General features: G+C 63.5%; 12 protein-coding genes. 11 read left to right on the top strand and 1 reads right to left on the bottom strand.

Annotated elements, in window-relative coordinates:
• The first annotated feature begins 54 nt into the window (after window positions 1-54).
• The 8 genes from ACG02S_RS21835 (at window position 55) to ACG02S_RS21800 (ending at window position 9,447) form a co-directional block, all read left to right on the top strand.
• Entirely contained in the window at window positions 55-921 is an 867-nt protein-coding gene (locus tag ACG02S_RS21835) for an ABC transporter ATP-binding protein (RefSeq protein WP_394472609.1), read from the top strand.
• Window positions 918-2,495: a hypothetical protein gene (locus ACG02S_RS21830; RefSeq protein WP_394472608.1), complete on the top strand. Its 1,578-nt coding sequence runs from the start codon at window positions 918-920 to the stop codon at window positions 2,493-2,495. The genes ACG02S_RS21835 and ACG02S_RS21830 overlap by 4 nt, the downstream gene beginning before the upstream one ends.
• 54 nt (window positions 2,496-2,549) lie before the next feature.
• Window positions 2,550-3,062, top strand: coding sequence for a hypothetical protein (locus ACG02S_RS21825; RefSeq protein ID WP_394472607.1), 513 nt, complete (start codon window positions 2,550-2,552; stop codon window positions 3,060-3,062).
• Window positions 3,063-3,221: 159 nt separating this feature from the next.
• The gene (locus tag ACG02S_RS21820) at window positions 3,222-4,295 is read left to right on the top strand and encodes an NAD(P)-dependent alcohol dehydrogenase (protein WP_394472606.1); all 1,074 of its coding nucleotides are present in this window, start codon (window positions 3,222-3,224) and stop codon (window positions 4,293-4,295) included.
• Window positions 4,296-4,727: 432 nt separating this feature from the next.
• On the top strand, window positions 4,728-5,243 hold the full coding sequence (locus ACG02S_RS21815; RefSeq protein WP_394472605.1) for a DUF6933 domain-containing protein: 516 nt from the start codon (window positions 4,728-4,730) through the stop codon (window positions 5,241-5,243).
• Window positions 5,244-5,795: 552 nt separating this feature from the next.
• Window positions 5,796-6,887: a hypothetical protein gene (locus tag ACG02S_RS21810; protein WP_394472604.1), complete on the top strand. Its 1,092-nt coding sequence runs from the start codon at window positions 5,796-5,798 to the stop codon at window positions 6,885-6,887.
• Window positions 6,884-7,345, top strand: a complete 462-nt coding sequence (locus tag ACG02S_RS21805) for a three component ABC system middle component (protein WP_394472603.1) — start codon at window positions 6,884-6,886, stop codon at window positions 7,343-7,345. Before ACG02S_RS21810 ends, ACG02S_RS21805 begins: the two co-directional genes overlap by 4 nt.
• Window positions 7,342-9,447: a DUF3732 domain-containing protein gene (locus ACG02S_RS21800; RefSeq protein WP_394472602.1), complete on the top strand. Its 2,106-nt coding sequence runs from the start codon at window positions 7,342-7,344 to the stop codon at window positions 9,445-9,447. The genes ACG02S_RS21805 and ACG02S_RS21800 overlap by 4 nt, the downstream gene beginning before the upstream one ends.
• 180 nt (window positions 9,448-9,627) lie before the next feature.
• Here the strand turns inward: ACG02S_RS21800 and ACG02S_RS21795 are convergent, their stop codons facing one another.
• Window positions 9,628-10,170, bottom strand: a complete 543-nt coding sequence (locus ACG02S_RS21795; protein WP_394472601.1) for a hypothetical protein — start codon at window positions 10,168-10,170, stop codon at window positions 9,628-9,630.
• 129 nt (window positions 10,171-10,299) lie between these two features.
• Between ACG02S_RS21795 and ACG02S_RS21790 the strand changes: the two genes are divergently transcribed.
• From ACG02S_RS21790 to ACG02S_RS21780, 3 genes are all read left to right on the top strand, one after another.
• Window positions 10,300-11,511 carry a hypothetical protein gene (locus ACG02S_RS21790; RefSeq protein WP_394472600.1) on the top strand — a complete coding sequence of 404 codons (1,212 nt, stop codon included), beginning with the start codon at window positions 10,300-10,302 and terminating at the stop codon, window positions 11,509-11,511.
• Window positions 11,512-11,773: 262 nt separating this feature from the next.
• Complete coding sequence (locus ACG02S_RS21785) at window positions 11,774-12,352, top strand: hypothetical protein (protein ID WP_394472599.1); 579 nt, start codon at window positions 11,774-11,776, stop codon at window positions 12,350-12,352.
• 70 nt (window positions 12,353-12,422) lie between these two features.
• Window positions 12,423-12,938, top strand: coding sequence for a hypothetical protein (locus ACG02S_RS21780; protein ID WP_394472598.1), 516 nt, complete (start codon window positions 12,423-12,425; stop codon window positions 12,936-12,938).
• Window positions 12,939-13,180: the final 242 nt, after the last annotated feature.

Here is a 13,180-nt window from a genome sequence, read left to right as displayed (position 1 = left end):
CGCGGCGCCTGGCCGCCTGCCTACCCTGTGTGCAACGCACAACAGGAGCTGGCCATGCTGCAGATGCAAGATGTCGTGAAGCGCTTCGGCAAGTTGAACGCCGTCGACGGCGTGACGCTGGACCTGCAGCCGGGTGTCGTGGGCCTCATCGGCCACAACGGCGCGGGCAAGAGCACGTTGATGCAGATGCTGGCGACGCTGTGCAAGCCGACCAGCGGCGCCATCCTGCTGGACGGCCAGGACATCGTCGCCAGGCCCGCGCTGATGCGCGGCCGCCTGGGCTACCTGCCGCAGGACTTCGGCGTCTACGCGCACCTCACGGCGCTGGAGTTCCTGCAGTATTTCGCCGCGCTGAAGGGCGTGCGCGACGCGCGCCGGTTGCATGAACTGCTGTCGCTGGTGAACCTGCACGAACAGGCGCACCGGCCGGCGATGACCTTCTCCGGCGGCATGCGCCAGCGGCTGGGCATCGCGCAGGCCCTGCTCAACGATCCCGACGTGCTCATCGTCGACGAGCCCACCGCGGGCCTGGACCCCGAGGAGCGGTTGCGCTTGCGACACCTGCTCGGCGACCTGGGGCGGCGCCGGCTGGTGATCGTGTCGACGCACATCGTGTCGGACGTCGAGAACTTGGCGTCGCACCTGGCCATACTGCGGCAGGGCCGGCTGGTGGCGTTCGAGACACCCGAAGCGGTGCTGGCGCGCGCGGCGGGCCAGGTCTGGGCGGCGTCGCTCGCGCCGGCGGACTACGAGGCGCTGCGCCAGCACGTGCACGTGTTGCAGGCCCAGCCGCAGGGCGGGCGCATGCAGGTGCGCATGGTGCATCCCAGGCAGCCGTTCGCCGAGGCGCAGCCGGTGCAGGCCAGCCTGGAGGAGGCCTTGATGGCGCAGCGCTATGCCGATGCGCGGGTGGCCGCATGAACACCGCGCTTGCCAAGGCGCTCGTGCTCAACGAATGGCGGCTGCGCAGCCGGCGCGTGAGCACGCTTCTCATCGTTCTGGCGGCGGTGGCCGCCACCTGGTTGATGGTGCTGGACCCCAGGAGCGGCGCCGCCATGATGGTGGTGCACCAGCAGCGCGTGGCCTACGACAGCGAGGCGTTGGCTTTCGCCACCACGCTGATCGCGTCGCTGATGTTCGGCCTGGCGGGCTTCTATCTCGCGCGCGGGCGCAGCCAGGAAGACGTGCGCTGCGGCACGGCCGGCGTGCTGGCCGCCACACCCGTCACCAATGCGCAGCTGCTGGGCGTGCGCTGGCTGGGCGCGTTCGGCTTTCTGCTTTCGCTGGGCATGGTGGTGATGCTGACCGTCTGGGTGCTGCAGCTGGTGCGCGGCGAGGGGCCGCTGCAGCCGTTGCCTTACCTGCAGATGCTGGCGCTCGGTCTTGCGCCGGGCCTGATGTTGTGCGCCAGCCTGGCCGTGCTGTCCGACGCCTGGGCGCCGCTGATGGGCAAGCGCGGCGACCTGCTGTACTGGGTGTTGTGGATGGCACAGTTCGCGTTCATCCCCGCGGCGCTGGGGCAGGGCGCCATCCAGCTGAGTGGCTGGCAGGTGTTCGACATCAACGGCGTGTCGCCGCTGCTGGTGGGCCTGAGCGGGCTGATGGACGTGACCAGCGTGCAGGTGGGCGGCGGCCCGTTCGACGCCACGCTGCCGCTGCTGCACATGCCCGAGGGCCTGTGGACGCGCGAGCTTGTGGCGCTGCGTGTGGGTTCCATGCTGCTGGCGTTGCTGCCGCTGTTGCCCGCCGCGCTCTGCTTCCACCGCTATGCGCCAGACCGCGTGAAGCGGCGCCCCACCGCGGGCCGCTGGCGTGCAACCCGGGCGCTGCAGTGGCTGCTGCGCCCGCTGATGCAGCCGTTCACCCGGTTGCTGGCTATGCCGATGCGCCTGGGCGCCCACCTGCCCGGCAGGCCCGGCCGCTTGCTGGCCGACGTAAGCCTGGTGCTGGTCAGCCAGCCGCTGCTGGCGCTGGTGATGGCGGGCGGCGCCCTCGCGTCGGCCCTGGTGCCAGATGAGACGATCAACGGCGTGCTGGCGGTGGTGCTCGCCGCCTGGGGCGTCGCAGTGGCGGATGTCAGTGCGCGTGACCTGCAAAGCGGCACGCTGGCCCTGGCCAGCGCCGTGCCCGGCGGCGCGGTGGAGCGCGGCTGGCGCCAGGGGCTCGCGGCCTTCGGACTGGGCCTGCTGGTGAGCGCGCCGGCGCTGTGGCGCTGGGCCTGGCATGCGCCGCTGAGCGCTGCCGCCTGCGTGTCCGGCCTGTTGTGCCTCAGCGTGGCAGCCGTGTTGCTGGGGCGGCTGACGCACGGCTCGCGCACTTTCCTGGCACTGTTCCTGTTCGGCCTGTACGTGAACCTGCAGCGTACGGGCGTCGCGGCGCTGGACATGCTGGGGCTCAGCGGCGACGCGCAGCCCGCCAGCGTGGCGGGCTATGCCTTGGCCGCGATGGTGGGCCTGGGGGCGTTGCAGATGCAGGCCCGGCACGGTCGGACCTGAACGGCCGGCCCTGGCCTACAAGCGCTGGCGCGGCAAACGGCGCAAGATCCACCCATGATGAAAGCATCGTCGTGCCTGGTGTCGGGTCTGTGCGGGCTGTGGTGCGTGGCACTGCACGCAGCAGCGCAGGCGGAAGACCTGCCCGGGTCGTCCGCCTGCCGCACGTCGATTGCCGCGCTGGAGCTGGCCGAGGATGCGCTCGTGGAGAGTGCCGCGTCCGCACCTGCCCGCCAGCGTGACGAGGTGGCCGCGAAGCTCAAGCCGCTGCGCCAGCGCGTTGCCGATGCCTGCCTGGGCGGGTTGACCACATCGCCGCCGCCGTCTCAGCGCACTTGGCTGCTGCCCGCCGCCCCAGCCCGCGCGCAGCCGCTGCCGCCGCGCGCGCAACCGCGCCCGCTGCCGCCGCTGGACCTGCCGCGCGCCGAGCCGCCGCCTGTCACCGTCACGCACTGCAACGCTGCCACCTGCACGACCAGCGACGGTGCCACGCTGACGCGCGTGGGGCCCGGCCTGGTCGGCCCCAGGGGCTCGTGCACCGTGCAAGGCGTTTTCCTGCGCTGCCCCTGACGGCCTGCTGCAAACCTGATCTGGCTCAAACCGGCGCGCGTCTTCGCGGCCTAACCTGCCAACGCGCTTCCACGCTCGGTGCCCGGTCAACCGGCGACTCGACGTGGCCCGACGCCGTGGAACCCTTCCAGGCGCGCAGCGCCCTCTGGAGGAATTGCCATGGCCATGATGAAAGCAGCCGTCTTTGTCGAGCCCGGTCGCATCGTGCTCGAAGACAAGCGCATCCCCGATGTCGGTCCGCAGGACGCGCTGATCCGCGTCACCACCACCACCATCTGCGGCACCGACATCCACATCCTCAAGGGCGAGTACCCCGTCGAGCGTGGCCTCACCATCGGCCACGAGCCCGTGGGCGTCATCGAGAAGCTGGGCTCCGGCGTGCGTGGCTACCGCGAGGGCCAGCGCGTGATTGCCGGTGCCATCACGCCCAGCGGCTGGAGCACCGCCTGCCTGTGCGGCTGTGGCTCGCAGGACGGCGCAGGCACCGCGCACGGCTTTAAGGCCATGGGCGGCTGGCGCTTCGGCAATACCATCGACGGCTGTCAGGCGGAGTACGTGCTGGTTCCCGACGCCATGGTCAACCTTGCGCCCGTGCCCGACACGCTGAGCGACGAGCAGGTGCTGATGTGCCCCGATATCATGTCCACCGGCTTCAGCGGCGCCGAGAATGCGGGCGTGCGCATCGGCGACACGGTAGCCGTGTTCGCGCAAGGCCCCATCGGCCTGTGCGCCACGGCCGGCGCCAAGCTCAGCGGCGCGTCGACGGTCATCGGTGTCGACCGCCTCGCCAATCGCCTGCACATCTCCACACAGATGGGTGCCGACCATGTCATCGACGCCAGCAAGGTTGAGCCCATCGAGGAAATCATGCGGCTGACCGACGGCCGTGGCGTGGACGTGGCCATCGAGGCCCTAGGCACTCAGAAGACCTTCGAGGCCTGCCTGCGCGTGCTGCGGCCGGGCGGCACGCTGTCCAGCCTGGGCGTGTACTCCAGCGACCTGACCATACCGCTCGGTGCCTTCGCGGCCGGCCTGGGCGACCACAAGATAGTCACCACGCTGTGCCCCGGCGGCAAGGAGCGCATGCGCCGCCTGATGACCGTCATCGCTGCGCGCCGCGTCAACCTGGAGGCCATGGTGACGCACCGCTTCAAGCTCGACGACATCGAAGCCGCCTACGAGTTGTTCGGCCACCAGCGCGACGGCGTGCTGAAGGTGGCCATAACTCCTTGAAGCGGGAGCGGCATCAGCAGCCGCCCGTATCGGCCGGCTTCTCTCACGGAGCTCGGTCGTGGTGACGGGGCCTTGCAGCCGACCCGCCGCCGCGCCAGAGTGGCGCCGCTGGCGCGTCAGGACGTTGGCCTGCGCTTCTTCACCATCTGCAGCGAGCTGGCTCGCATGGTGCGGATTGCGGACGAACGCGCGATGAGGCGGCGGCGGGCCGGGAGGTTCATCAATACGTGCTGAATCTGACGGGCTCAGCAGCGCGCCTATGAGCGAGCGTCGCTTTCAGGCTGATCTGAGTCAGTCGATGTTGAAGTCCCGAGTGGCGGCGACGCCCGTCACCGGGCATTCGATGTCCCGGGCGAGGTACGACCGCACTACTGCTGATAGCGAACATTGGCCAGGCTCGATACTTGGCGCTTGCCTCCCAGGCTCCGCATCGTGTTTGTCCTTCGCTGCACTCAGAAACTCCTCGATCGTCTCAACGCCACGCCTGATTCAGATCCAGCTCCGGCGGATACCGTGCTGGGCGACTGGTACGCCAATCTGATCCGCGTAGGCCGAATCCAGGTGGTGCTCGCTGTCAGTGAGCGGAGTTTGCTGCCTGTAGTGGTGCCGGCACGGGATGGTCGAGCCCTCGTTCAGCGGCTCTGCGAGGCCCTGGAGCCGATGCTCACCGCCATCGGCGTTCCAGCGGGCGATGCGACTGCCGAGCGCGGTGCCATGCAACATTGGACCGTTGGAAAGACGGCGAACCGTCGCGTCCTGGGGTCGCTCAACGACTTGGCATTTCAGCTTCAAGTCGGGCTGCTCGACTTCCCGGATCGAACACTGCTAGCGCAATCGCTCTGGTTGGCCAAGACGCCACTGAAGGTCATCGACTACGGTGCCCCCGACCAGACCACACTCGCGGCGTTCGCTGCGCACCGGGCACTGCAGGCGGTCATCGGCCGATGACCGCTTCACTTTGAAGCGGGTGGGAAGCCGCTGCGAGTTGCTGCTGAATGCGCAAGCGACCACTGCGGCTGCTTAGTGCCCGAAGCAGACCTCGGTCGAACTACGGGTCCAGGCTGTGAGCTGCTGTTCGGCCGCCTTCCCCTGAATGACGGCTGCCAGCAAGAGCAGACACTTGAGAGCAACCGGGCTCGCCGCTCATATCTGAAAACCTGATGCAGCCAGCGTGGTCAACAGCCCAAGCGTTCCAATTACAGTCTGTTTACATGTCAAGAATCAATGCCAGCACTGGCCGTTTCCTGACCTATGCAGGCCGCGCCGGATGGTGACTGCGGGCATGCTCCATAAGCCCAGCCGCCAGAGACAGAGGAAACAGGAGACTCCGAGTTGCATCCGACACCGCCCGTGCCACCTCCGTCCAGACAGCTGCAGACCGATACGCAAGCTCTGCCCGTCGATGCAACTGTACTTTTCGTAGCGCTGCAGTACCAGTTGCTCGTGGCCGTAGAACAGTGCCACTACCTCATGCCCGGAGAGTGCCTATGGATTGAAGCCATGGGCGATGTCACCGTGCCGGGCAAGACGCAGATCGAGGTCAAGCACTACAGCGACAAGCTGACCGACAGCCACCAGAACTTCTGGAACACGACCCGGAACTGGCTGCATGAGCGGTTTGACCGCAGGAGCTACAAGTCCCTGGTGCTTCTGACGACTCAGGAGTTCGGCGCCCAGAGCCGCCTCAAGGACTGGAACATCCTGACCGCTGTTCAGCGGCTTGAGCGCATGCAGGAGATCGGCACCGACGGGGCTGGCGCGCCGCGGTCGCAAATGGAGGAGCCACCCGAGCCGCAGTACGAGGCCGTCCAAACTGCTGAAACTACGGCCCGCAAGCCGTCGAAGGCGCGGGCACTACAGCAGGAGGTACTAGCGCCCGAGAGCCGCGCGGCGCTGATGGAGGTGTTGGAACGCATGCTCATCATCCCGGGCGAAGACGCCCTGCCTGAGCGCATCGACAGCTACAAGACCCGCTACCTCAAAGCCATACGACCGTCGCTGCAGCAACAGTACCTGGATGACTTGCTGGGCTTCATGTTCAGCACCGAACTCGTCCTGAACGGCTGGAAGATCACCCACGAGGCGTTCACCGCCAAGCTGACTGCTCTGAACTCCTCGTGCATGAAGCATCCGCAAGAGTTCCCTTTGAGAGATCTTCGGCCGCTGGAAGAAAAAGTCGATATCGACGTAATCAGGCCCATGCTCTTCGCCAGGAAAATCCTCGAGATTGGGGGCGAAAAATATCTCAAGCACGCGGCCCTGCACCGCCTGTTTGCGCAGGACACGATTTCCGGGCTCCTCAAGGATCAGATTCCCATCAAGCCCTCTCTTGACCTTTATCTCCACAACCACCGCAGCAACCATTTTGTGGAGCGAGAAGCGGCCATTCTGGATTGCGACGGCCTGCAGGACGACGCGGCTCTCAAGAAGGCGTCACTCAGGTTCTACCTGACACGTCTGAGAGCTTCGACGGAACCTTTTTGCGCCATGGCAAATACCATGCCTGAATTCCGCAATGGCATATATCACATGCTGGCCGACGAGAATCCAGAAAATAAGGACGAAGAATTTCACTGGAAACTCTGGGAATGATGAATGCCGCCGCCGATCACCTCTATACCTTGCATCGCAACGCGTTTGCGCTCGCGCCAGTGATCCAAAGCTTCTACCTGAACAGGGAGCCGCTGGAGAAAGACATCCTGCTGAGCTATTTAGTTCTGCCCCTAGTGTCATTTCCCGCGATGCAGGACTATTTGCATACTGCCAATCGAACCAGTTCGATCCGGACCATGACATCCGAGGCCTCCCGATTGGTCGGCTTGCCGCTTCGCATCTCGGAATACAAGCCCATCACCAACAAGGCGCTGTTGATATTGCGCTCGGATGAGAGCCTCCAACTCCGCGACGACCTGTCTGTTATCGTCAGTGAAAACCAACATTCAGAGAATGCAGACCCCAAGATGCTGCGTTGTGCGCGTCAGCTTGCCATGGTGTTCCGGAATGAGAGTGTCGTGACCATTTATAGACTGCTGGGACTGAAGTCGCTATGAAATGTTATGTTCGATACATCGGCGTGATCGATCATGAAAATGAGTCGCACAGTGTGAAATTCAAGCAGGGCTTGAATATTATCACCGGCAAGTCTTCAAAGGGCAAAAGTGCCATTCTCGACATCTTCGACTACTGCATGGGCAGTTCCGAAGACACGATTCCGCAGGGAATTATTACCCAGCGGGCGCAGATATTCTTTACTGTATGGCGCTTTTCCGAAATGGCAGTCGTCGCCGGCCGCAAGGCAGGCAACGCCAACCAATGCTTCCTGAGAGAAGTCAGTGGCGAGCAGGCCAGGCATGTGTTGGCCTACATCAAGGACGTGGACAACTTCTTCACCGCGCAATACCAGCTTAGCCGGATCGAATTCTCCAAGAGCCTGGGGCGATACTTCGGCGTCACCATGGACGACATCGACACCGACCCGCTGCAGAAGCAGCTCATGGGTCAGAAAAGCCCGACGCCTTCCATCCGCAGTTTTGCCTCGTTCATGCTCCAGCATCAAAACCTGGTGGCCAACCGGCATGCGATCTTTTACCGCTTCGACGAAAAGCGAAAACGCGAACAGGCCATCGATCACTTCAAGATCTTCATGGGGATCGTGGGTGAAGACTATTTCGACTTGGCCAAGGAACTCGCCGAAGCTGAAACCGAGCTCAAGCGTGCCCTGGCCGTCATCCCCAAGCAGGAGCAGATCAGATCGGCCGGCATCGGAGAGGTGGCGGGCTATCTGCGTGAGTTCCACGCCCTGGCGGGCACGCCGCTGACAGAGTTGACCGCCGAAGAAATCTGGATGCGCCCGGCGCAGGCCCTGGAACGCTTAACGGGCATCGCCGTCACGGTCGATGGGCAGTCCGATACCTTCGACGCCACCCGCAAGGAACTGCGGACACGCAAGGCCGAACTCATGGCCGAGATCCAGAAGGCCCTGAACACTCGCTACCTGCTTGACGTCTCGACACAGCAAGTCGAGGGATTCGCCGGAGCCATGACTGATTTGCCCATCCCGAAAGCGACCCATCTGGACCATGCCGTTTGCCCGGTCTGTGCGTCACCCTCGGAAGCCGCCGAAGATGAGGCCAACAGACTCTCGGCGGCCATCCACTGGCTCAACGGTGAGTTGAAGGTCTCAGCCTATGCCCGCGAGGGCTTTGGCCAGGAGCGTCGGGACATTGACGAGCAACTCAAGAAGGCGCGCCAGGCCTTGTGGCAGGTCGAACGCACACTGCGGCCACTGGACCAGGAGGCCGACCGCCTGCAGCGCTCGAAATCTGTCGATGCGGCAGCGCAGAAAGCCAAGCTCAAGTTGGAAATCGCCATTGAGCGCCGCATCGAGAGTCCGCCCACGGAGACCACGGAGTTGGTGAAGTTGCTCCAGGACCGGGTGGCGGACCTGAAATCGAAGATGGCTTTGCTCGATGTCGCGCCACGGCTGCTGGCCTTGCAGCGCGATATCAACCGGCGCCTGGAGATCGTCGGCACACATTTCGACTTCGAGGACTCCTACAAGAATGGATCCCTGAAGTTCGACATCGATTCCTTCGACCTATGGCATGAGACACCGGGGGTAAACGGCGCGCCGGAGAAGAAAGTCTTCCTGCGGTCGATGGGTAGTGGCGCGAACTGGCTGTATTCGCACCTGACGCTGTTCCTGTCCCTGCACTACCAGTTTGCAGCCTACGCCGACTGCAAGCTGCCGCCGGTGCTGTTTCTCGACCAGCCGACGCAGGTCTACTTCCCCTCCGCCGATTACGGCAAGGAATTCAATGCTGCCCAATTGCGCGCGAACCAGGACAACACATCCGCCAGTGCGCCCGGCAGCCCGCAGTCCGAAGAGACTGCGGACGAGCCCGCGACACGCGCCGCGAACTCGCCTGTGGACACGCACACACGCATCTCGACGGCCGATGACGACTTGAATACCGTCGCCAAGATGTTCACCATCCTGGCCAAGTTCTGTGATGACACGGCACAGGAGGTCGGCAACAAGCCGCAAATCATCGTCTGCGACCATGCCGACAGACTGGAGCTCGGCGAGGGCTACAACTTCGAGGACTTCGTCGCCGACCGCTGGCGTGACCGTGGCTTCATCGCGACGTGACCCTACAGCAGGCCCAGTTCGACATCGGCCCGCCCGCATCGCCTGGATGGACCTGGCAGGCTTTGTCCTGCGCCGAGTTCGAAACTTTGTTTTTAGGCGCCTGCGGTTTGCAGTGCAGGCAGGCAGCCAAACCGCTGCCCCCTAGAAGCCTCGCCCTGCGGAGCTTATTCCGTAGGGAAGCTACAGCGCCTTGCCCCCGCCTGCGGATAGCGCTTGGCTGAAACCCTTCGCGTTGAAAGGCACGAGGGTTCCATTGAGCCTGACGAACACCAAGCCTTCCTTCGAGAACTCGCCATTCACGAACGTCTTTCCAGCGTCCGACTTAATGAGGAACAGGTTCGACATTTCGCCGCTTGGCTCCCTGCTGCAGACCCAGTAGGCCTCCACCTTCTGGTTGCCTACAGAGATGACCTGCTGGGGCAGCGGCCGCGTGCGGTCCGAAAGGTCCGTCGGGGCACATGTGAGGTTCAGCCGGAACGCCACCGACACGCCGTTCTTCTCGAGGTGCACTTCGGCGAAAGCAATAACGGGGGTCTCGTCTTCCTTGCTCTTGTACAGCCCAGTAAGCGCGTACCGCCTTTTGGTGTCCTCCAGCGTCATCAACTTCTGGACCGGGTATGCCGCTGTCACCTCGTCGATTTGAGCTTGATCAACCGCCCTAGCGTGGCCGCTGAAGAGAAGCGCGATGGAAAAAACAGCAGAAATGGACTGGTTCAGCGTCATGACGGTTCTCGCAAGATGGGCGCAAATTTACCCGAGCCCGTGTCATACGCTGCTTCTCCCGTGGACGGGGGGATGGGGGCCGGCGGGCTCACCAAGCTGGGAGACACTGTGCAGATAGGGAGACGAACAATGAAACCATTTGCACGCTTTGCCGCCGGCTTCTCACTCATCGCGTCTGCAGCAGGGGCATGGGCAGTTCCTGTCCCAACGTACTCGGTAACCCAGCTTAAGGCAGTCGCTGACCCGACGGCAGTGCCCGCGCCGCCAAGCGCGTGGTCTCCGATCAGCTTTCACGCCGGCGCGATGAATGGCGCTGGGCAGGTGGTCGGATACACCAGGGACTTGAGGGGGCCAAGTACTGCCGCAACACTGTGGCAAAACGGCGATGCGACGAACCTCGGCCGGTTCTCCAATATCACCGGCGACCCGTACTCACAAGCACAAGCAGTGGCGATCAATGATGCTGGCGACATCGTGGTCAACGTGCTGTCAACGAGCGGTTATGAAGTAGTGGTGCTTCGGAACGGCGCCGCGACTGTGTTTGACGGCGTTGCATCTGCAATCAACAACCAAGGGGTTGTTGCTGGGCACAGCTCGACTTGGCGGGCCACGATCTGGTCAGGATCGCAGGTCATTGAGCTCGGAACCGCGGGCGGCTCGCAAAGCAGCGTGGCAGCACTGAGCGACACCGGCATCGCGGTGGGCGTGAGCGGGATACAGGGGGATCCGACCTATCAGTGCATGGAATGGCCTGGGGCAGCTAGATGCGTGGTGGGTCACGCTATGGTCTGGAGCGCCTCCGGTGTTGCTACGGATCTCGGTGTCCTCGACGGCCTGGCCAGCCATGCCACCGGGGTGAACGATCTAGGGCAGGTCGTTGGTGCGATCCACTATGGAGAAGGTCGTCCGAGCGGTTCGTTCCTGTGGGACGGAACTTCGATGACTGACATGGGAGTCGCAAACCTGGTCGATATCAACAATCACGGCGTGATTGTTGGCTCGACCCGCTCGTCGAACGGGCGCAGCCGCGCCTCAGTGTGGTTCGACGGGGTGGAGCACGATCTCACCTCGCTGGTTGAGGATGACCAGTTCGGATGGGTGCTTAGTTCGTCGCTGGACATCAATGACGCCGGACAAATCCTCGCTTCGGGTTTGGACAACGTGGGCGGCTGGGCGGTCTTCGTCCTGACTCCGATGGGCGTCGCCAACGAGCTGCCCGAGCCCGCTCCACTCGCGCTGCTGAGCGCGGGGCTTTTGGCCTTGATGGGTCAACGCGGGGGTGCCCGGAAAGCGTTCAGCTGGACGCTGGCTCGCCATACGTCAGCTCCCAGCATGAAGTGACGCTGCGTTGCCGGTCGCGGCCTTTCTTGCGAGAAGGCTGTTTCCCTTGGGAAATCTAAGCGACTCATCAAGGCCGATTAGGTCCCCAACCGATAGCCCAACCCTTCTTGGAGGCACTGAAACTGTGACTCAGCGCACATGCGAGGCTTTGCGGAAAGCTACTGATGCGACTACCTCGGGTAGCCTTCACTGGGCTTTCCAGACAGCAGCGCGCATCCCTCAGAACGCGCACACAACCCAAGACACGCCCTCTAGCCAAACCATGCGACAGATCCTTACCACCGTCGGCGAGCTGATTGAAGCCGGCAAGTCCATCAACGAGAACGAGTGCCGCGTGTACTCCTTCTTGGAGATCCGAACTGATGGCGGTCAGATTGACCGGATCAACAACGCCATCGTCCACAACGAGTGCGCGCGCGGCGTCGTAGTGGGTCAGCGCATCGCCATGCTCTATGCCTACACCGAGAATGCCGTGAGCAACGCCTTTCCGAACGCGAAGGGGTTGAGCTACGTGTATGCCGTCGCCAACCAGGCGAGTGGTCGACAGTTCAACGATGTGGAAGAACTCGTCAAAGCCGGCGACAAGATGAAGGTGGCGACGAGCATCGGGCGCTGGATCTGGGGCCTTCTTGCAGCCGGAGGAGCCCTGTATGGCTTGGTGCAAGGCGGCATAGGTGGCGCGATAGGCGGGCTACTCTTTGGGCTCGTCTTCGGCGGCATGGTCTACCTTATGAAAATCTCCGGGATGGCGTCGGCCGCACCGCTTTATGCCACTCGTGATGAGATCGAGCCGGAGGTCGGAAAGCTGGCCGGCTTGCTCGGGTCCACGGGCGCAGCCTGACGGCCAGGGCGTTTGCGGTTCGGTTGCTGAGCGCCCGCTCGGCCGTCACCTTCCACGTTGGGCATCAAAGATGACGGCGCCTCTCGCACCGCCGCAACTCGACCCATCCGAGCTTCAGCGCCAGGTCTTGATCAACTTGGGAAGCTACGGGGAGCGAAATTCGTTCGAATGCTTCGCGTTACTTATGGGCAAAGCGCAGATCTTGGAATTCGGCCTGAAGAACCTGTTGAACAGGCGGTGTGGAATTGACGACGCGGAAATGGAGAAGTGGACTCTGGGAAAAGTAGCGTCAGAACTCGCCTCACGCGGATTCCGAGCGGACTACATCGAACTACTCAAGAGGTTCGTGAAGCAACGGAACTACATCGCGCACGAGATGCTGGCGAACAACGTCATCTTTAGGTCAATGGCCCCGTCCATGTCGGACCGGTTCGAATTCAAGCAGCTTAGCCAACCGGCTTTCGATCTCGAACAACTCCTAATAGTCCATGACTGGTTAGAAGAGCATGACGCATGGCTTCCCATCGTTGAGGCCCAACCGGTCATTGCAGCGGACGCTTCGCTGCCCGCTGAACTTCGGCGTTGAGCTGCTGCCCGTAGCTTGGCCAGACGACCGCTTCACGGTCCATAGCTGCCGCACGACGAGCTGGCGACGAGAGACCGCAACCAGCCTCCTGCTGCCACCCGACCAATTTCGGCTTTGGGCACAACGCTGCCATTCGCGGCGCTGCGTCTAAATCGGCGAGCTGACCGGGAGGCTCGACCTGCCCTGGTACCCGGAAGCAGCCGTTCCGACCAGCCGACCAGCCTCTGGCAAACGACGGCCAC

The sequence above is a fragment of the Pelomonas dachongensis genome, from assembly GCF_043555865.1.
GTDB lineage: Bacteria > Pseudomonadota > Gammaproteobacteria > Burkholderiales > Burkholderiaceae_C > Pelomonas > Pelomonas dachongensis.
Note: the sequence above shows the minus strand (reverse complement) of the source record. Positions and strands in the feature narration are given on the sequence as shown.